Below are 17,029 nucleotides of genomic sequence, written 5' to 3' on the forward strand. Positions count from 1 at the left end.
GGCGATCGGGTATAATTTCGGCCCCCGGCTCAGGTGTCCGGGGCGTCGTACAATCACGCCTTCGCCTCCCCATAGTTCAACGGATAGAACACGGGTCTTCTAAACCTGAAATCGAGGTTCGATTCCTCGTGGGGGGGCCAACCCGTTCGTCGCCGCTGCCTCACAGCGGCAGGCGCTGCTGTTTCGGGCGCGCGTCGCAAAGGTAGTCCACGATGCGATTGCCTGCGAGCACGGCTACCATCACGACCAGCGAGATCTTCAAGATAGGTTTCATGGTTCGTCCTTGACTTTATCCAACCGCAACTTCGAGAAATCGTCCGACGAGCGCGCGCGGCGCTGACCATTCGGACGACTGTGCCGTTCGTGCTCGATCTTCGATGATGCGTGCATGGGCGCCACCGTGGCGTCCGGCGCATGCGGCTTTCGAGCGTGCGGCTCGTTCGCCGCGTTTCGGCGGCGCCGAGCGCCACTTCCTTCCGTCGAGCGAGTTGCCCAATGATTGAGCAAAATCAGTGTCGTCCACAGAAAACAGTCCGATTTCCCCGTCCCCCCGTCCCGTTCGAGGTCCTGACCGGCGATCATTCGTCATTTAACGCACGCCTAACGGCACTTGAACACATGACGACTGAAATTTGCGAACGAGTGGTCCACACCGAGGCCCTGCTTCCTCACCTGGCAACGAAAAACGACATCACGACGATCGAGGCGACGCTGTTGAAGTGGTTCATCGGCACCGCGATCGGACTCACGAGCGCCGTCACGGGTATCGTCTTTGCAGCAGCCCAACTCTTTCATTGAACGGCGCATCACAGGAACGACACCCAGGGCCGCTTCGGCCTCGAGCCACTCCGGCCACTGGCCGCTCCGCCATCTGTGCTCACCGAGTGCGAGGTGGCGGAGGCTGCCGCACGTTCGGCCTCTCCCATGGCTGTCCATGCCTTGCTCAGCAATGCGCATGCCGGCATCGTTCGTGCCGGCCTGTCCTCGTCTCACGTCTACGCTCGTGCCATCGCGCAGCGGCGCCTGCTTTTTGTTCCTGGTATCGGTTGGCTTGCTGATTGGGACATTAAATGGCCGATTCGCCTGACGTTGATTTAATTGCCTCGCTTATCACGAATTTAATTGAGATGGTCTATCTCAATTAAATATAAGACCAACGGAAGTGTGATCGAGGGGTTCCGTTTCTTTCGGACAAAAATGCGTGCATTCGAACATTGTTGGTACCGCATGCTTGGGCTAGAATCGAGCGCACCGCGCGGTCTATGCCGCGCGCAAGCCATCAGCCGCACGGCTGCAGACGTTGGATATTCCGAATGAACAAAAGCTGATTCGAAGCCTCAACGAAACGGATTGCGAGATATATGAAAAATGCCGGCTTTCGTGTGGCGGCTTAATTATCCTGTCTGTTTTTTGCGCAACATTTCGTCGCCGTCCGCCCACGGTTATTAAATTACAGCGGCGGTTCTTTCATGTCGCAATGGCAATAGCGAGGATGAAAACGCATGACTCCCCGGAAGATCTTGTTGTTGTCCCGTCCCAGGCATCGAATCCGCATCGCCGTGCTCGACGATCATCCGATCGTTGCCCTCGGCGTCGCAACCTACTTGCGCGATCACGCCGACTTCGACCTCGTGGCGAACGTCTCGACGATCGACGATTTGTTCATCGCGCTCGAGCGCGGCATCTGCGATGTGGCACTCGTCGACTTCTACCTTCCGGAGGACCGGTTGGATGGCGCCACGTTGGTCAGGCGCTTGCGCGTCGAGGTGCCGCCGATCACGATCGTGGTGTTGTCCGCGGCGCGCGCGAGCGATACCGAATGCGTCTGCCATCGGGCAGGCGCCAATGCCTTTCTCGAAAAATCGACGCCGTTGCCGCTCATCGCGGAGACGATCCGCAGTGCCGTCGCATCGCCGCGCAAGTTCTTCGTCATGCGCGAGGGCAGGATCGAGGCCCGCGTGCCGCATGCTCGCGAGGACATGTTGTCGGCTTCCGAAATCGAGATATTGCGGCACATCGCCGATGGCTTATCCGTCACGCAAACGGCCGCAAGACTGCGGCGGAGTAAGAAGACGGTCAGCACGCACAAGCGGAGCGCCATGCGCAAATTGAGCGTATCGGACGATCTCGGCTTGGCGCTGTTTCTGAAAGAGAAGTTTCGGTACTGAACCGGGGGGCAGCGATGGGTATGAGCGCGCGCTGCAGCCTGTTTTTTGCGCGAGGCGGTTTTCGAACGCAGGGTTTCGTTCGCCAACTCGTCTGTACGATGGCGGTTGCATGGTTGGCGGCGGGAGCGCAGGCGCAAGTAGGCGAGGAGGCCGCGCAGCGTGCGGGCTGTGACCGAGGCGGCATGACCGCGCTCAACGACCGCACCGCGCCGCAGGCCGGCGCCGTGCGGCCTGCCCTCGAGGCGCGGCAGGGTGATGTGGGACAGCTCGCATGCGGTGGCGCAGCCGGCGGCCACATGCCGCTGACGATCGTGCTCGGCTACGAGAAGCGCCTGGTGATAGGCCTCGCGACAGCCGCCGCCGTCATCGCATCGGCCGTCATCGCAGCGCTCGCGTGGGCTTATCGGCGCACGCAGGCGGCACGTGCCGCGGCCGTGACCGCCCGCGCGGAAGCGATCGTCGCGCGCGAGCAGGCGCTCGCGGCCGATCGTGCGAAGTCGGCGTTCGTGGCGATGATGAGCCACGAAATCCGCACGCCCATGAACGGCGTCGTCGGCGTGCTGGACTTGCTCGATACGATGGCGCTGGCCGATGAGCCGCAGCGCTATTTGAGCATCGCGCAGCATTCGGCGCGGATGATGCTGCGCGTCGTCGACGATACGCTCGACTACCTGAAAATCGAACAAGGCGCGTTGACGCTCGACGTCGCGCCGTTCGATATCTGTGCGCTCGCGGCCGCGGCCGTCGAGTTGCATGCCCCGCTCGCGGCGCGCAAGGGCCTCCCCCTCTATTTGGCGACGATGCCGCACTTCGATCGGCAACTCATCGGCGACGAAGTCCGCGTGAATCAGATCGTGACTAATTTGCTCAGCAATGCCATCCGCTTCACCGAACGGGGCCACGTGCTACTCGAGGTGCGGCGCAAGTCGGTGCGCTCCCACCCGTGGCTGATACTGACCGTTCTCGATACGGGCGCCGGCATTGCGGAGGCCTATCGCGCCCGTCTGTTCTCGCCGTTCACGCAGCAAGATAATACGACCACGCGCCGCTATGGCGGCACGGGCCTCGGGCTGTCGATCGTCAAACGCCTCGTCGATCTGATGGACGGCACGATCGACATCGAAAGCCGGGTGGGCGCAGGCACTTGTGTGCGTGTCCGGTTGCCGATTCGATGGGGTGGCGAGCGCCGCGCATGGCCGCGTGCCGGCCCGGCACGGGCCGCGATTCGGATGCCGGTGTCCGCGATGAACGTGGCTACGCGTGCGGTGCTGGGCAAGTTGGGCGTGCGATGTGTCGCGCGCGGTCGCGGCACCGATATTGAAGTCTGCGCCGAAGCGAACGGGGCGGTGGCCGTGCTGGCTCGCGACGGCTCGCGGCGCGTGGTGCGCTCGATCGACGATCTGGCCGGCGCGGTGGCGGCCAGCCTTGGCCGCGTCGGGGCGCAGTGCGACGCTGAACGCTGTGGAGCCGACGTGAGCCAGCCTGCGTCGCCGGCGGGTGACCGTGCTACCGCTCCGCTCGTTGGACGGCGAGTGCTCGTGATCGAGGACAACGACGTCAATCGGGACATCATGATGCGACAGCTCGAGGCGCTCGGAGTGCGAGCCGGCGAGGCCGCCGACGGCATCGAGGGCTACGCGCGTTGGCGGAGCGATCGGCCGGCGCTCGTCCTGCTGGATTGCCACATGCCGGGCATGGACGGCTATACGCTGGCACGCAACATCCGCCGAGCGGAAGCGGACGGCCTGGGGCGCACGACGATCGTCGCGATCAGTGCCAATGCGACGCAAGACGATGTGCGCGCTTGCCGCCAAGCGGGCATGGACGACTACCTCGCGAAGCCGATCACGCGGCTCAAGCTGGCCGCCCTCCTCGAAAAATGGGCGCGGACGACCGATGCCGATGCAGAACCCACACCTACGTGAAATGCGCGAAACCCATCTCATGTGCTCGTTCGAATTGTCCGAACTGTCGACGCTGTACGGCGAAGAAGGGCTGCGAACGCTGTTGGCGGTTGCACTCGACGAGTTCGATTGTCAGCTCATTGCCTTCGATGGTGCTTGCCGCGAGAAGCAGTGGGTTCGCGCGGCGCACGCCCTGCATCGGCTGACGGGAACGGCGGCGTTTTTCGTGCGCGACGAAGGCGTGCTCGAGCCGCTCAATCATGCCGAGGGTGCACTTCGTCTCGCCGATGCATCGCTGATCGGGCTGGCCCTGCCGGTCGCACGCTCGACGCTCGACGTGCTCAGAGCCGTGTTCGTCGACGAATGCGCCAAGGCGGGTGCGGCCCGCTAACCGGCAGGTGCAATTTCTTCGTCGCCCAGGAACCGTCGCCGCGCGGTTCGTACGGAATCATTTTTTCTTTCGGAAGGCGTTCGATGAGCGACATGGCTTCGGTACCGCTTCGCCGCGATGCATCGAGTGTTGCGCTCGCACGGTGGCTCGTCGCGATCGGTGCGCGCGGCGATGCGGTAGCGGCCGTGCTGATCGCGCTAGTCATGGCGATGATGATCGTGCCGTTGCCGCCGATCGTCATCGATGCACTGATCGCCGTCAATATTGGCGCCGCGGTGCTGCTGATCGCCCTCGCCATGTATCTGCCGAGCGCCGCTTCGTTTTCGAGCTTTCCGGTCGTGCTGCTGCTGACGACGCTGTTTCGGCTCGGCATCGAGGTCAGCACGAGCCGCTCCCTTTTGCTGCACGCGGATGCTGGCCATATCGTCGACACGTTCGGCCGTTTCGTTGCGGGCGACGATATCTCGGTCGGCTTGATCGTTTTCGCGGTCATCGCGATCGTCCAATTCCTGGTCGTCACGAAAGGAGCCGAGCGTGTGGCTGAAGTCGGCGCGCGCTTCGCGCTCGACGCGATGCCAGGGAGGCAGATGGCGATCGATGCCGATCTTCGCGCGGGTTTTACGCGGCCCGAGACGGCGCAGCGCTTGCGTGAGGACCTGGCGAGAGAGAGCCGGATGCACGGTGCGATGGACGGCGCCATGCGGTTCGTCAAAGGCGATGCGATCGCGGCGCTCGCGATCGTGGCCGTCAATCTGACGGCTGGCGTCGCCATCGGCGTGGCCCGGCGCGATCTGTCGCTTAGCGACGCGTTCGAGCGTTATGCGATTCTGGCGATCGGCAACGCGCTCGTTGCGCAGATTCCCGCACTGCTGATCGCGATCGCCGCGGCGCTCCTCGTTACCCGGGTCGGGGAGGAGTCCGGCTCGCAGGGCTCGACGGTAGGTGGCCAGATCGCGCACCAGGTGCTCGGCGCGCCGGCCGCATGGCTGTTGGCTGCCTTCGTGACGGCGGTTCTCACAGTCGTGCCCGGCATGCCATGGCTCGTCTTCCTGCTGCTGTCGATAGCCATGGCCGCCATCGGTGCGGCACGGCTGCGTCGCGAAGCGCATGCCCGGGAGCGCGCGGCATCACCGGTGAGACTGCCCGTGCGCGACGGGGTGCCCGACGACGTCGACGTGCGTCAGATCGTGCCGATACGCGCGATCGTGGTAGCGCTTTCGTCGCGGGCCGGCACCGGAAATGCCGATGCCGCCGCCGAGCGCGACCAGGCGGTGCGGCGAGCGATACGGCGCATCCGCAACGAGTTGGTCCTGCGCTACGGCATGACCGTGCCCGTCATCGAGGTCGATCGCGTCGAGCGGCTCGACGCCGACGATTACGAAGTCGCCGTGCACGAAGTGGCGGTCGCGTCAGGCCGGTTGCACTGGGAACGGGACGGATTGCTTGCCGCCGGCGATTTGGCACTGGCGTTGCGTCGAGCGCTGCAGCGGCATGCGGCGCGGTTCGTCGGCATTCATGAAGCACAATTGATATTCAATTGGCTGCAGCGCGAGATGCCGGCGATGGCGAAGGAACTCGCGCAGGCGACGACGCTACCGCGTTTCGCGGAAGTCATGAAGCTGCTCGTGCTCGAGCGCGTGTCGCTGCGCAACGTGCGGGAGATCGCCGAAGCGCTCGTCGCGTGGGCGCCTCGTGAGAAGGAAACGACGATGCTGGCCGAGCACGTGCGCGTGGCGCTCGCCGAACAGATTTGCGCTGAATTCGCTCGCGATGGCGTGTTGCGAGCATGCCTGCTCGAGCGCACACTCGAGGCGCGCCTTACGGATGCTCTGACACAGACGGCGGCGAGTCCCCTGCTGACGATCGAGCCGGATCTGGCGGAGCACTTGATCAGGCAGATTCGCGTACTGGCTGCGACGCCGCCCGAGCCTGGCGCGGATCTGGTCTTACTGACGACGCAGCAGCTGCGGCGGCCGCTGCGTCACTGGCTCGCGGACGAACTGGCGGAGACGTATGTGCTCTCGTATGCCGAAGTCGTGTCGACACAGCGTGTGAAGGTGCTCGGCAGCATTACGCTGGACTCCGCTTCCCCAACTCCAACTCCAACGCAAACTGCGGATCCGACGCCGGGAACGGTTGCTTAGCCTGCGGAGCGCTGCCGTCACACTACGATCCGAACGCGTCGTCGTCTATTTCGATCGGGGCATCGGGCTGCTCGCCGAGCGCTTCCGCTTCTTCGACGATCTTGAAAATGATGGCGACGGCCCGATAGCAGTCGGCCGGGATGGCCGCTTGCAATTCGCCGTGACGGTCTAGATGGCGAGCGAGCCGGCGAAAGCGAAAGACGAAAACGTGTTCTCGCAGTGCGTCGTTGGCCATCCGCATCGCATCGCCGCCGATCGCTTTGGCGATGACGATCGGCGGCTCCAATTCGTCGCCTCCGTATTGCAAGAGGACGGCGACGTGTTCCGGATTCGTGATGAGGACGCGGCGGCCGCGCGCTCGGCGCACCGGCGGCGTCGCGTGGACGGCTTCGGCAAACGAAGCGCGGAGCCGGGCGCGCGTGCCCGGATCGCCCGTCGTTTGTTTCAGCTCGTCCTTGAGTTCGGGGTGCGTCATGAACAGGCCGCGGCGGTGCTGTCGTTTCGCGACGAACACCGAAAGTACGGCGGGGACGAGGAGCGCCGCGAAGAGAGCGCGAACGAAGGCATGCAAAGCCGAGATGCCGGCGTGCAGGTCGAACGCCAGCGACGTCCATTCGATCATGATGCCGACGAGCGCGAGCTGTTCGCGCAAGAGACCGTAGGCCGCTGAACCGACGATGCCGGCCGTCATCAGCGCGAGTACGGCTGCCATGAGGTTCTTCGCGCCGAGAAGGGCTTTGACGTGTTTTGCGGCATTGAGTCGCTTCAGCGACGGCCTGATCGTCTTCGGTGCCCACGATAGACCGCCGCAAATCCACGCCGCGAGCGCGGCCGCGGCGGCTGCGATGAGAGCCAGCAGGGTGACGACGGTGCCGATCAGGGCGGCGCAGAGCAGGATCAGCCGTATGCAAGCATCGACGCGATCGGGGCCGGCCAGATGTGCGAATGCGCTCTGTTGCAGCGCGAGCCACCGGCCGATGCCGATATCGAGGAGGGCGAACAGCGTCTCCGTTGCGAGTGCCGCGGCGACGAAGCCGGCGAATATCTCGCTGCGCGCGACGTTGCCTTCGGCGCGTGCTTCGCGCAGGCGCTTCTCGGTCGGCGGAAGCGGCTTGTCGCTCATCGCGGTTCCGGTTCCGGTTCCGGTTCCGGTTCCGGTTCCGGTTCCGGGGGCGGGGGCGGGGGCGGGGGCGGGCGACGCGTGCCTTGTCCGGAAGCCCCATCACCGGACGTCGAGCGATCTCCTGCCGCATCACGCAACGTTCGACGCACTTCCTGTCCGTGCCTGCCGGCGAGGTCGCCGGCCGCCGGGAGCAAGCGAGGCAGCGTCAGCGCGAGCAACAACACGAGCACGACGCTCTTGAACGGCAGGGCTGCGACGTAAGCGGGGAATTTCGCGTTGACGCGCGATAGCAGCGCGAAGCAAGCCTCGATCGCAGCAAGGGCCAGCAGATAGGGGGCGGCCAATATGAGCGCAAATCGCATCGCCGCGGCGAGCAGGATGCCGAACGGCTCCCATGCATGCGGGCCGAGCGGCGGCAGTGCAGCGACCGTAGGCCACACCGCGTAACTCGATGCAACGATTTCGAGCATCGCGTGCAGCGCACCTTCATGGATCAAAAACACGATGAGCGCTTGACGCAGTACGGTACCGAAAATGGAGGCCTCCGCGAACATCCCCGGATCGAGCGCTTGCGGATTGCCGCCGCGTTGATAGTCGAGATAGGTGCCGGCCGCCTCCATGGCCCAAAAAGGGACGGCGATGAGTGCGGCGAGGAGGCCGCCGAGCATGGCTTCCTTGGCCGCCAGCGCTAGCCATTGAACGAGCGGGAGCGGTGCATGCGCGAGCGCTGCGGCGACACCGGGCGCGGCAGGCAACGCGAGCGCGAGCACGACCACCGTGCGCGCGGCACCGCTCAGCGCGTGGCCGACGAGCAGCGGCACGAAAACGAGCGCAGGCAGCCAGCGAAGAGCGACCAGCGCCAAGGCGGCGACGAATGGCAGAGCGGATTCGATCGAGCCGGTCATGGGTACGAGGCGATGGTCGCTTGCACGGTCACGTGCGCCGTGCGCTTGCGAGTTCGAACGCTTCATCGATCAAGCGGACGAACTCGGCGCCGACGCCGTTGCCCGTCATCGCCACCGCCGTGCCGACGACGACGAGCTTGACCGCGAACGGTAGCGCCTGGTCCTGGATTTGGAACACCGACAGCACGAGCGAAATGGCGATGCCGGCACAGGCCGCCACGAGGCAGAGCGCGACGGAAACCTCGAACGCGAAGACGAGCGCGTGCTGAAGCAAGATCAGCGAGTCGGGCATGACGTCATCCGTGATACGAGAGCACGAGCGCGTGGAGCAGTTTGCCCCAGCCGTCCGCAAGCACGAACAACAACAATTTGATCGGCAATGCGACGATCGAGGGCGGTACCATCTGCATGCCCATGGCGAGCAGCACGTTAGACACGAGGATGTCGACGGCGACGAACGGCACGAACAGCAGCAACCCGATTTCGAACGCCGATTGCAACTCCGATACGACGAACGCCGGCACGGCGATACTCCAATCGTCCGCGCGCGCCGCGTTGCTTGCCGTGTCGGGCCATGTCGCGCGCGCCATCTCGAGGAAGCGCTCGCGCTCGCTTGCGCGCCCGTTGCGAAGCACGAATTGCCTCAGCGGTTCGACGACCTTGAGCGCGGCCTCGATTTGCGAGGTGCCGGATGCTTGCGCCAGGGGGGCCGTCTGCGCCTGAGCCTCTGCCATGCAGGCCGAGAGCGTCGGTGACATGACGAACAACGTTCCGACGAGCGCGACGGCATTCAATGCCAGCGTCGTCGGCGCTTGCTGAACGCCGAGCGCATTGCGAACGAGCACCAGCACGACCGACAGCTTCAGATACGACGTCGTGGCGATCGCCACGAGCGGCAACAGCGAAAGCAGGCCGAGCAAGGCCAGCAAGGCTAGTGGATTTTGATCGAGGATCATGACGTGGCGATCGGCGAGCCGGCGCGCGCCCACTGCGTGATTTCGACGGCGAGCCGGCCGTCCAACTCGACGAGTTCACCTGCGCCGATGGGCAATCCGTTGGCTTCGATGCTCACGTGCGGTGGCAGGCCTTGCTTCAATTCGAGTAGCGAGCCCGGACGCAGCCGGGCGACGTCGCCCATCGTCAGCCGTAGCGCACCCAGCGAGAACGTCAAGCGCACGGGGATGGCGGCCGTATCGATCGTGCCGATCGCGGCCATTGCGCCGGCGGCACGGGTGGCGCCGGTCGTCTGGCCGGGGTCGGCTTCCGGAGCACAGGGCGTTGGGTCAAGTTTCATGTTTTCGACCTTGAAACAGCGGAGGGAGTCGAGCCAGCGAAGCTGCAGGCAGTGATCGGCGATGCGGATCGAGGTGCGGCCGGAGACGTTGAACGAGGTTGCGGCCAAGCGGACGATGTCCCCGCATGCCAGCGTGTTGCATTCGTGAAGCGGCAGCGTCGTTTCGCCGGCAACGAGCCCCAGGCTGGCGTCGAGGCACGTCGCCCAATCGGGCAGCGAGGCGCGACCGGCGAGCGGATGCCACGAGGCGTCATCGAGCAATGCGTGCAAGCCGGTCACGGTCATGAGCAGACGCATGCCGACTCGAACCGATGGCAAGCGGATCAGCACATGAATTGCGAAGGTCGGCTCGCGCCGTAAAGCTGTCGACGCGTTCTCGCTGACGGTGGGGTCGCCCAGTGCGGCCTGTAGCGCCGGCTCGAGTGCGGCGAATGCGTATCGTGCGAGTGCGGCTTGCGCCGCGGTTCCCGTGCATTGCGTCAAATCCACGCCGGAGCAGGCGAGCAGCATCGAGGCGCAGTCATAGGCGAGCGCGGGGCCGAAACGCGTCGAAAGCGGCAGGCCCTCGTCGTCATTCATTGCGGCGCCTGGATCTTCGCGAATGACCAGCGCTGCTTCTGCGCCGTTCACGAGCGTGCATCGCGTGTGATATGGCGTGCTGAAACGATGTCGCGCGTGCGCGAGGGCATCGACGCTTCGCAATCGGATCGCCGAGGGTAGGACGCGTAGTGCGCGCGGCTCCTGTGCATCGCTCATGGGGCGCGCCGATTTGCGCGGCCGAGAGGGCACGCATGGATTGAGGTCACGCTTGGGCGGCAACATCGACGTGCTGCCGCAAGAGCCGAAGTTTTTCCCGTTTCCGCGCGATTTCGGCATACCGCTGCCGCGCCTCGAAGAGCGCGCGGCGCGCGTGTTCGGTGATGCCTGACACGGCTTGCAGATCGGCGGCCCGCCGCGCGAGCACGGCCTCGCGGTACGCTTGCGCCGTCCGCGCATGATGGATGTCTAGGCCTCGTGCTTCGCGCAGCGCCATGGCGCGATGCCACTCGCGCTCGAGTACAAGGGCGCACTCGTGCAGTCGCAGTGCCTCGGCTTGGGCTTGGTGTTCATCGGCGCGGGCTCGATCGAGATCGCGCCGTGCGCGGGCGAGCGTGTCCGCGGCACGAGTGCGGCGCGCATCCCATAGGGCGGCGAGCACAGCCCACACAGGCGGCAAGCCGGATGCAAACACTTCTTCATTGAGCGCGCGGCAGCGCTCGCCGCGCGGCTCATGATCCGGAAACAGCGGCATGCAGTTGTTCAAGCGTCTTCTCCCACGGGACGAGGATGCGCAAGTCCTGCTTCAATAGGTCCGCGAGCTGCGGATGGCGGACGACGGCTTCATCAGCGGCGGCATCTTGGCCGGGCTCGTATTCGCCGAGCGCAATGAGCCATTCGAGATCGCCGTAGCGTGACAACAGCATGCGCGCGTGCTCGGCATCGCGCCGATGGCGGTCATCGGCAACGAAAGGCATGAGACGGCTGAGGCTCGCGACGACATCGATGGCTGGGAAATGGCCGCGCTCGGCGAGCTTGCGCGATAAAACGATATGCGCATCGAGCAGCGATCGTGCTTCGTCGGCGATCGGGTCCGCCGTTTCCGACTCCGTCAGCACTGTGTAGATGGCCGTGATCGCGCCGGCTTCGCGATTGCCGGCCCGTTCGATCAAGCGAGGCAATGCGGCATAGACCGAGGGCGGGTATCCCAGCCGCCCGGGCGGTTCGTTCGACGCGAGCCCGATCTCGCGTTGGGCCCGGGCGAAGCGCGTCAGGGAATCGATGAGCAGCAGAACGTGCTTGCCTCGATGACAGAAGCCTTCGGCGATCGCCGTTGCCGTGAATGCGGCGCGGGCCCGTTCCATCGGAGGGGTGTCCGACGTTGCGCAAACGACTACCGTGCGGCGCACGAGTCGTTCATCGAGCTCGTGCCCGAGAAACGCATTCAATTCGCGGCCGCGCTCGCCGACGAGCCCGAACACGATGACGTCTGCATCGATGCCGCGCGCGAGGGCGCCGAGCAAGGTGCTCTTGCCGCATCCCGGGCCCGCGAACAAGCCGACGCGCTGGCCCCGTGCGAGGGTCAGCAGGGCGTCGACCGCCCGCACGCCCGTCACCGCGCGCCGATCGGCGAGAGGCCGCTCGGCGGCGCACGGCGCGGCGGCGAGCACGCGTACGGTGCGCGAACTGCTCGAGTCACTGGACGGTGACGCGGTGTTAGGCCGCATCGGCCGGCCGAATCCGTCGAGTACCCGGCCCAACAGATGGGGGCCGACGCGCACGCTGTGCGGCTCGCCGAGCGCACGGACCGGCGAATGAGACTCGATGCCGTCGAGCGGGCTGAGCGGCGCGAGCAACGCGCGTTCGGCATCGAAGCCGATCACCTCGGCGAAAACCGATGCGGCGGCAGGATCGGGCGGGATTACTTCGCACAGCTCGCCGATCGCGCATCGCGGCAGCGATGCGACGACGAGCATGGCGTTGACGCTTTGGACACGGCCATAGCAGCGTGCGGCGTTCGGATGCTCGACCCGATCGGTGGCACGACGCACCCACGCCGCGATGCGTGCCTGCTCATCGGTGCTCGCACAAGGGCGCATCGGCACGTTTTCGTCGCTCACCATGCCAGCTCCGCCGCGTGAGGCCCCGCAAACACCGCGCGGCCCGGTTCGATGCGAACGAGCGTGAACGCACGCCACCGGCTGCCGGGGATCAGGACCTGGCCGTCATCGGTGACGACGAAGCCGTAAGGGCCACTGCTGGCGCTGCGTATCCCGAAGGGCGGCCTAGGCTTTGCTTCATCGGGATACGACACGGCTTTGACGGCATGCACAGGTGTACCCATCGCGCCGGCCGTCGTCCGAGCGGAAGGCATCGCCGCCGCCTCTACAGCCGCCGCCTCTACAGGTGAGGGGGCCGGCGCGGTTGGGCGCCGTTGTGCCACGAGCCAGGCTGCAAGCACCGTGACAGCGATCGCCGCGGCGAATGCGCAAGCCAGCTTAGTTTTGAGCGAGGCGCGGCGCTTGGCGCGTCGATCGCGGCGCGATGCGCCGCCTTGCGTCACGGTCGTGGGCCAAGGCGTGGTTTCGTCGTCGCAGCCGATCATGACCGGACCCGCGAACCAGCGCACGCCGGCCACCAGCGCCGTGCGGTTCGGCGCGCGGGTGGCGTCGAACGCCTCATCGTCGTTATCGCCCGATCGATACGGAACGTATTGCCAGTTGGAGGCCCCCGACCTGTAAATCACGCTTGCCACGGTGGGCATGCCGGGGTCGAGCAAGACGATATCGTTGTTGGCCCCGCTGCCGATCCGGATCGCGTCGCCGTCCAGCGGGAGTGCGGCTCCGCGGTGCAGGCCCGTGAGAATTCGGAGTTCGAGCATGGCGTCGCGTCTCAACCCATCCCGTCCTACAACGCCTTCGCGCTGATGAAGATGGCGCGTTGCTCGCCGCGCGCCGTGGCAACGGGGTAGCTCGCGATCAAACGCGGCGGCGCACCGCTTTCCAGCGTGATCGCGGTATCCAGTTTGACGCTGCTCGTATTCGCCCACGGTTGACCGGGCAGCCCGGTGGGTTGGGTCATGAGCAGATCGACGTCCACGGAGAGGCGGATCGCATCGGTTCCATCCGACGGCAGGACGCGAGCTGCCAGATCGAGGCGGTCGCCTTGATTGCCGCCGCGGCCGTTTAATGTCTCGCCGGCGGCCTGGTGGGGCGCTTCGGTAGGCGCGGCGCTCACTTGCGAGGCTTCGCCGCCGATCGCGAGCGTCAAGTGCGCGTTCATTTGGCCGACGAGCGTTTGGCGATTGATGAGGCGAACGCGGCTTGCGCCGAGGGCATCGGCGACCGGGTCGTCGAAGGCCGGCGGGCGCGCTGCGGTAACGGCGTGCGTGCGTTCGGCCGCGGCACTGAGCGCCGAGACGGCGGCGGCATCGCCTTCGACGACGAGCACCTCCATCGAGACGATCGCGGCCGGGCGATCGAGCGCGTCGACGAGCTGCTGGAGGTGGCCTCGCCAGCGTCGATCGGCCCATACGATGACGGAGTTCGTCCCTTCGTCCGCGACGATGCCGGCATTGGCCAGTCCCGTTTCAGTGCCTCTCGCCGCGCTCAGGCGCCGAGACGGCGATAGATCGGACGACAATGCGGACGAGACGCTCGGAAATCCGATCCCCCTTGCAATCGGCGCGGCGGGAGGCGGTAGCGGGGGAGCGTTCGATTGCTCGGCGATCGCGAACGCAGGCTGCCCGGCGGGCATATCGCTCGAAAGCAACTGCCGCAGCAGCGCCGCCACGCCGGGGCGCGCGGCGCCGTGCGCATTCGACGGCAGATGGTCCGCAGCCTGAGCGAAGCGCAATGGAAACACCATCGGTGCCGGATCGATCGACGCGCTCATCGTATTCGGACGGCTGACTAGGAATCGCCGCACGAGCGCCCGATAGGCGCGCGGACCGCCGACCAGAATGGCGTCTTTCCCGGGAAGCTCGCCCCAGCCGAAGCGAGCATCGTAAAGGCCTACCGCTTCGAGCGCGGCGCGGGCCCCGTCCGCACGCATGCCGTCCAGTTCGATTCGCTCGACGGCGAAATCGCGTACTGCACTGACGTATAACGACCGTTCGGCGATGAACCAAGAGAAATGGTGGGCTTGGGCTAGTTGTTCGAGAAACGCGCGGCCCGATGGGGCTCGCACCCAGCCGTCGAGCGTGGCCGTTTGCCAGCCGGCCGCCGGATTGCCGCCCGCGCGCAACGTCAAACCGTGATCGGTCGCGAATCGGCCAAGAACGGAGGCAATCGTTTGGTGCGAGGCATCGAGCGCGTAGGGGGCGGCAAGGCTGGCGTTGTCGTCGCCTGCGGCATGGGCCGCGACCGACGCACCGAGCAGCGACAGTACGGCCATCAACCAAAGGCATCGAGTAGCACGCGCGCGCATGCCGATCACCGAACTTCGTTGATGACGGTGCGCAGCAACGCGAACTTCATCTGCAGGTCCGTGGTTGCGCTCCAATTGGCGAGCGCGACGCCGCGCAGCGATTCGACATAGTCGCGCCACTCGGCGGGGCGTTCGGGCGATAGGCTTTTGCGCATTTGCTCGGCGTGGCGTAGCGCATGGAGCAGTTGCGTGTCGAGAGGATCGATGGTCATGGGAAATAGGCGACGGGGCGGTGAACGGTAGGCCGAAGCGCGATGTAGCGCTCATACGGAGCCGACGGGACGATGCCGGCACGAGAAAGATTCATGGGAATCCCGTGAGGTGGAAGTGCCTATCGAGCTTCGCGCGCAACCGCGATAAGCGCGACCGAACGGTGCCGACCGGAATGCCGAGCTTGGCCGCAACCTCGACGTAGCTGACGTTGTCGACGAACAGCAGCTCGAGCATGCGCTGCTGCTCCGTCGAGAGCGATTGCGCGAACTCGAGAAAGCGCAGGAACGTTTGCTTGACGGCGACGCTTCGATCTGGCGTGCGCAGATCGACGAGCGCGGTTTCGTGATCGTCGATGGGCTCGACGACGAAGCGGTAATCGGACGCACGGCCGACGTGATTGCGCACTACGTTGAGCGCGATGGCGGTCAGCCAGGTTTTGGGCTGCGCCGCGCCGCGGTACGCCGCGCGGTTTTCCCAGGCACCTAGATAGGTCGCCTGAAGAATGTCGGCGGCATCTTCCGCACTTCGGACGCGGCGTGCGATGAAGCGGTAGATCGCGCGGCCGTGCGCGCGGTACCAGTCGTCGAACTGTGTGGACTGATCCGCCGTGGCGAGTGAGGACGGCGGATTCAAGGGCATCGAGCTCATCTTCGGATCGAGTGACTCATGGCGGGGCGATTCGCGCATGATTCAGGATGCGTAGCTCGATAGGACTCGAGCGACCAGAAAATCGGACGACATTACCTTCGGCATGCGCTCAGGGGGCGCCTGCGACCGGGCTGCGCGATTCGTGCGGAACCGCTTTGCAGATACCGTTACTAAGCCCGCAATTCCGGCGCGTGCGAATCGGTTTCCGGAAGACCAGCCGTTCGAACATCAAAGGAGTTGCAATCATGACCATCGCAGCCGTAGTTCCGGCACTTCAATTGGCGGGGGCGTTCAGCACGCTCGCTTCATCGGTCGCTTCGTCGGTGTTCGGCGGGTCCGGCGCGTCCCGCGACGCAGCGTGGAGCGCTCCGGGATCACCGAGCGGCATGGGTGCAAGTCAGATGGAGCATGTCCTGAAGCGCCAGGAAGCGATGCAGTTGCAGGCGATGCGGATGCAGACCGAGGCCAATATCCAAAAGATGATGACCGATACGGCCAACAGCATCGCGAGCGGCCATCTGGATTCCGGAGTCAAGGTGCAAAACGCCAGCATCAAGGCGGCGCAAGCCATCCATTTTTAACGAGCAGGCATAGGGAGGCGGGGGCGGCGCTTGGCGCCGCACCTCATGATCGGAGGCGATATGAACGATATCTTGGGCAGCTACGCCATACTGGCGGCAAGCCAAAGCCGTGCGGCTCAATGGACGGTCCGAGCAGGCACGGCATTCGCGCTCGAAAAGCGCAGCGTCGATGCCGAACATGCGCTGATTGAGATGGAAGGGCACACAAGGACACAACTCATCAACGCGCTGCGCAGCATCGGCCAGCACTTGCGTCCATGACGGGGATCGCAATCGAGGGGCCGGTGCAGCGCGCCATCGCATCGGGCGGGGCGATGCTCGACGTGGTCTCATCCGTCGATCCATGGTCGTTTGCGTCGGCGATGGCGGACGTCGACCTCGGACACGCACGGCGCTTGGCGTTGGAAGTTCATGCGCCGGTGCCGCCGGCGGGCGAACCCGCGCCCGTATTGGCCTCGCTTGCGAGGCAACTCGACGAGATCGCACGTCACCGCGTGGAGGCGCGAGCACGATCCGAGGAATTGGCAGGGGCATGGGCGTCGGGTATCGATACGACTGCATTGGCTGTGTCGATGCATCGTCAAGCGCGCGCAATGGCGTCATATAACCTGGGTGTCATGTGGGGCGCCAAGCTCATCGGCGCAACGACCGCTGCGCTTCGGCAATTGGTCACGGCCACGTGATCGTTCCGCG

The 17,029-nt window shown here is 65.3% G+C and carries 20 protein-coding genes and 1 tRNA gene; 10 read left to right on the forward strand and 11 right to left on the reverse strand.

Annotated elements, in window-relative coordinates:
- Nucleotides 1-65: 65 nt before the first annotated feature.
- The 7 genes from ACTHNZ_RS21765 (at nucleotide 66) to ACTHNZ_RS21795 (ending at nucleotide 6,607) form a co-directional block, all read left to right on the forward strand.
- Nucleotides 66-140, forward strand: a tRNA-Arg gene (locus ACTHNZ_RS21765).
- Nucleotides 141-618: 478 nt separating this feature from the next.
- Nucleotides 619-798: a hypothetical protein gene (locus ACTHNZ_RS21770; RefSeq protein WP_440544659.1), complete on the forward strand. Its 180-nt coding sequence runs from the start codon at nucleotides 619-621 to the stop codon at nucleotides 796-798.
- 126 nt (nucleotides 799-924) lie between these two features.
- A complete protein-coding gene (locus ACTHNZ_RS21775; RefSeq protein ID WP_440544660.1) occupies nucleotides 925-1,098 on the forward strand; it encodes a hypothetical protein in 174 nt (57 codons plus the stop codon).
- Nucleotides 1,099-1,502: 404 nt separating this feature from the next.
- Nucleotides 1,503-2,168: a response regulator transcription factor gene (locus ACTHNZ_RS21780; protein ID WP_440544661.1), complete on the forward strand. Its 666-nt coding sequence runs from the start codon at nucleotides 1,503-1,505 to the stop codon at nucleotides 2,166-2,168.
- A 182-nt stretch (nucleotides 2,169-2,350) separates the two neighbouring features.
- Nucleotides 2,351-4,093, forward strand: a complete 1,743-nt coding sequence (locus ACTHNZ_RS21785; RefSeq protein WP_440544662.1) for an ATP-binding protein — start codon at nucleotides 2,351-2,353, stop codon at nucleotides 4,091-4,093.
- A complete protein-coding gene (locus ACTHNZ_RS21790) occupies nucleotides 4,071-4,463 on the forward strand; it encodes a hypothetical protein (RefSeq protein ID WP_440544663.1) in 393 nt (130 codons plus the stop codon). The genes ACTHNZ_RS21785 and ACTHNZ_RS21790 overlap by 23 nt, the downstream gene beginning before the upstream one ends.
- Before the next feature lie 83 nt (nucleotides 4,464-4,546).
- Nucleotides 4,547-6,607, forward strand: a complete 2,061-nt coding sequence (locus ACTHNZ_RS21795) for an FHIPEP family type III secretion protein (RefSeq protein ID WP_440544664.1) — start codon at nucleotides 4,547-4,549, stop codon at nucleotides 6,605-6,607.
- Nucleotides 6,608-6,629: 22 nt separating this feature from the next.
- Here ACTHNZ_RS21795 and ACTHNZ_RS21800 read toward each other — a convergent pair whose 3' ends face one another.
- The 11 genes from ACTHNZ_RS21800 to ACTHNZ_RS21850 all read right to left on the reverse strand — a co-directional run bounded on the left by ACTHNZ_RS21800 (nucleotide 6,630) and on the right by ACTHNZ_RS21850 (nucleotide 15,755).
- Nucleotides 6,630-7,730, reverse strand: a complete 1,101-nt coding sequence (locus ACTHNZ_RS21800; protein WP_440544665.1) for an EscU/YscU/HrcU family type III secretion system export apparatus switch protein — start codon at nucleotides 7,728-7,730, stop codon at nucleotides 6,630-6,632.
- Nucleotides 7,727-8,635, reverse strand: coding sequence for an EscT/YscT/HrcT family type III secretion system export apparatus protein (locus ACTHNZ_RS21805; RefSeq protein ID WP_440544666.1), 909 nt, complete (start codon nucleotides 8,633-8,635; stop codon nucleotides 7,727-7,729). The genes ACTHNZ_RS21800 and ACTHNZ_RS21805 overlap by 4 nt, the downstream gene beginning before the upstream one ends.
- Before the next feature lie 28 nt (nucleotides 8,636-8,663).
- A complete protein-coding gene (locus ACTHNZ_RS21810; protein WP_440544667.1) occupies nucleotides 8,664-8,927 on the reverse strand; it encodes an EscS/YscS/HrcS family type III secretion system export apparatus protein in 264 nt (87 codons plus the stop codon).
- 4 nt (nucleotides 8,928-8,931) lie between these two features.
- Nucleotides 8,932-9,591, reverse strand: coding sequence for a type III secretion system export apparatus subunit SctR (sctR, locus tag ACTHNZ_RS21815; RefSeq protein ID WP_440544668.1), 660 nt, complete (start codon nucleotides 9,589-9,591; stop codon nucleotides 8,932-8,934).
- A complete protein-coding gene (sctQ, locus tag ACTHNZ_RS21820; protein WP_440544669.1) occupies nucleotides 9,588-10,508 on the reverse strand; it encodes a type III secretion system cytoplasmic ring protein SctQ in 921 nt (306 codons plus the stop codon). The genes sctR and sctQ overlap by 4 nt, the downstream gene beginning before the upstream one ends.
- A gap of 223 nt (nucleotides 10,509-10,731) precedes the next feature.
- Nucleotides 10,732-11,232, reverse strand: coding sequence for a hypothetical protein (locus tag ACTHNZ_RS21825; RefSeq protein WP_440544670.1), 501 nt, complete (start codon nucleotides 11,230-11,232; stop codon nucleotides 10,732-10,734).
- Nucleotides 11,198-12,589, reverse strand: a complete 1,392-nt coding sequence (locus ACTHNZ_RS21830; RefSeq protein WP_440544671.1) for a FliI/YscN family ATPase — start codon at nucleotides 12,587-12,589, stop codon at nucleotides 11,198-11,200. Before ACTHNZ_RS21830 ends, ACTHNZ_RS21825 begins: the two co-directional genes overlap by 35 nt.
- Complete coding sequence (locus ACTHNZ_RS21835) at nucleotides 12,583-13,347, reverse strand: FHA domain-containing protein (RefSeq protein WP_440544672.1); 765 nt, start codon at nucleotides 13,345-13,347, stop codon at nucleotides 12,583-12,585. Before ACTHNZ_RS21835 ends, ACTHNZ_RS21830 begins: the two co-directional genes overlap by 7 nt.
- Nucleotides 13,348-13,373: 26 nt before the next feature.
- Nucleotides 13,374-14,861, reverse strand: coding sequence for a secretin N-terminal domain-containing protein (locus tag ACTHNZ_RS21840; RefSeq protein ID WP_440544673.1), 1,488 nt, complete (start codon nucleotides 14,859-14,861; stop codon nucleotides 13,374-13,376).
- 38 nt (nucleotides 14,862-14,899) lie between these two features.
- Complete coding sequence (locus tag ACTHNZ_RS21845; RefSeq protein ID WP_440544674.1) at nucleotides 14,900-15,106, reverse strand: hypothetical protein; 207 nt, start codon at nucleotides 15,104-15,106, stop codon at nucleotides 14,900-14,902.
- Between the two features lie 91 nt (nucleotides 15,107-15,197).
- Complete coding sequence (locus ACTHNZ_RS21850; RefSeq protein ID WP_440544675.1) at nucleotides 15,198-15,755, reverse strand: RNA polymerase sigma factor; 558 nt, start codon at nucleotides 15,753-15,755, stop codon at nucleotides 15,198-15,200.
- 245 nt (nucleotides 15,756-16,000) lie between these two features.
- On the opposite strand from ACTHNZ_RS21850, the gene ACTHNZ_RS21855 reads away from it, so the two are divergent.
- From ACTHNZ_RS21855 to ACTHNZ_RS21865, 3 genes are read left to right on the forward strand one after another with little or no spacing between them, the layout of a single operon-like run.
- A complete protein-coding gene (locus ACTHNZ_RS21855) occupies nucleotides 16,001-16,336 on the forward strand; it encodes a hypothetical protein (protein WP_440544676.1) in 336 nt (111 codons plus the stop codon).
- A 60-nt stretch (nucleotides 16,337-16,396) separates the two neighbouring features.
- Complete coding sequence (locus ACTHNZ_RS21860) at nucleotides 16,397-16,597, forward strand: hypothetical protein (protein ID WP_440544677.1); 201 nt, start codon at nucleotides 16,397-16,399, stop codon at nucleotides 16,595-16,597.
- Nucleotides 16,594-17,019 carry a hypothetical protein gene (locus ACTHNZ_RS21865; RefSeq protein WP_440544678.1) on the forward strand — a complete coding sequence of 142 codons (426 nt, stop codon included), beginning with the start codon at nucleotides 16,594-16,596 and terminating at the stop codon, nucleotides 17,017-17,019. The genes ACTHNZ_RS21860 and ACTHNZ_RS21865 overlap by 4 nt, the downstream gene beginning before the upstream one ends.
- Nucleotides 17,020-17,029: the final 10 nt, after the last annotated feature.

It is taken from the genome of Trinickia sp. (assembly GCF_051953955.1).
GTDB lineage: Bacteria > Pseudomonadota > Gammaproteobacteria > Burkholderiales > Burkholderiaceae > Trinickia.

What these genes read in the sequence shown, in the direction of transcription:
- ACTHNZ_RS21770 (WP_440544659.1), top strand. Translation starts at nt 619, where the DNA reads ATGACGACTGAAATTTGCGAACGAGTGGTCCACACCGAGGCCCTGCTT.
- ACTHNZ_RS21775 (WP_440544660.1), top strand. Translation starts at nt 925, where the DNA reads ATGGCTGTCCATGCCTTGCTCAGCAATGCGCATGCCGGCATCGTTCGT.
- ACTHNZ_RS21780 (WP_440544661.1), top strand. Translation starts at nt 1,503, where the DNA reads ATGACTCCCCGGAAGATCTTGTTGTTGTCCCGTCCCAGGCATCGAATC.
- ACTHNZ_RS21785 (WP_440544662.1), top strand. Translation starts at nt 2,351, where the DNA reads ATGACCGCGCTCAACGACCGCACCGCGCCGCAGGCCGGCGCCGTGCGG.
- ACTHNZ_RS21790 (WP_440544663.1), top strand. Translation starts at nt 4,071, where the DNA reads ATGCAGAACCCACACCTACGTGAAATGCGCGAAACCCATCTCATGTGC.
- ACTHNZ_RS21795 (WP_440544664.1), top strand. Translation starts at nt 4,547, where the DNA reads ATGAGCGACATGGCTTCGGTACCGCTTCGCCGCGATGCATCGAGTGTT.
- ACTHNZ_RS21800 (WP_440544665.1), bottom strand. Translation starts at nt 7,730, where the DNA reads ATGAGCGACAAGCCGCTTCCGCCGACCGAGAAGCGCCTGCGCGAAGCA.
- ACTHNZ_RS21805 (WP_440544666.1), bottom strand. Translation starts at nt 8,635, where the DNA reads ATGACCGGCTCGATCGAATCCGCTCTGCCATTCGTCGCCGCCTTGGCG.
- ACTHNZ_RS21810 (WP_440544667.1), bottom strand. Translation starts at nt 8,927, where the DNA reads ATGCCCGACTCGCTGATCTTGCTTCAGCACGCGCTCGTCTTCGCGTTC.
- sctR (WP_440544668.1), bottom strand. Translation starts at nt 9,591, where the DNA reads ATGATCCTCGATCAAAATCCACTAGCCTTGCTGGCCTTGCTCGGCCTG.
- sctQ (WP_440544669.1), bottom strand. Translation starts at nt 10,508, where the DNA reads ATGAATGACGACGAGGGCCTGCCGCTTTCGACGCGTTTCGGCCCCGCG.
- ACTHNZ_RS21830 (WP_440544671.1), bottom strand. Translation starts at nt 12,589, where the DNA reads ATGGTGAGCGACGAAAACGTGCCGATGCGCCCTTGTGCGAGCACCGAT.
- ACTHNZ_RS21835 (WP_440544672.1), bottom strand. Translation starts at nt 13,347, where the DNA reads ATGCTCGAACTCCGAATTCTCACGGGCCTGCACCGCGGAGCCGCACTC.
- ACTHNZ_RS21840 (WP_440544673.1), bottom strand. Translation starts at nt 14,861, where the DNA reads ATGGCCGTACTGTCGCTGCTCGGTGCGTCGGTCGCGGCCCATGCCGCA.
- ACTHNZ_RS21845 (WP_440544674.1), bottom strand. Translation starts at nt 15,106, where the DNA reads ATGACCATCGATCCTCTCGACACGCAACTGCTCCATGCGCTACGCCAC.
- ACTHNZ_RS21850 (WP_440544675.1), bottom strand. Translation starts at nt 15,755, where the DNA reads ATGAGCTCGATGCCCTTGAATCCGCCGTCCTCACTCGCCACGGCGGAT.
- ACTHNZ_RS21855 (WP_440544676.1), top strand. Translation starts at nt 16,001, where the DNA reads ATGACCATCGCAGCCGTAGTTCCGGCACTTCAATTGGCGGGGGCGTTC.
- ACTHNZ_RS21860 (WP_440544677.1), top strand. Translation starts at nt 16,397, where the DNA reads ATGAACGATATCTTGGGCAGCTACGCCATACTGGCGGCAAGCCAAAGC.
- ACTHNZ_RS21865 (WP_440544678.1), top strand. Translation starts at nt 16,594, where the DNA reads ATGACGGGGATCGCAATCGAGGGGCCGGTGCAGCGCGCCATCGCATCG.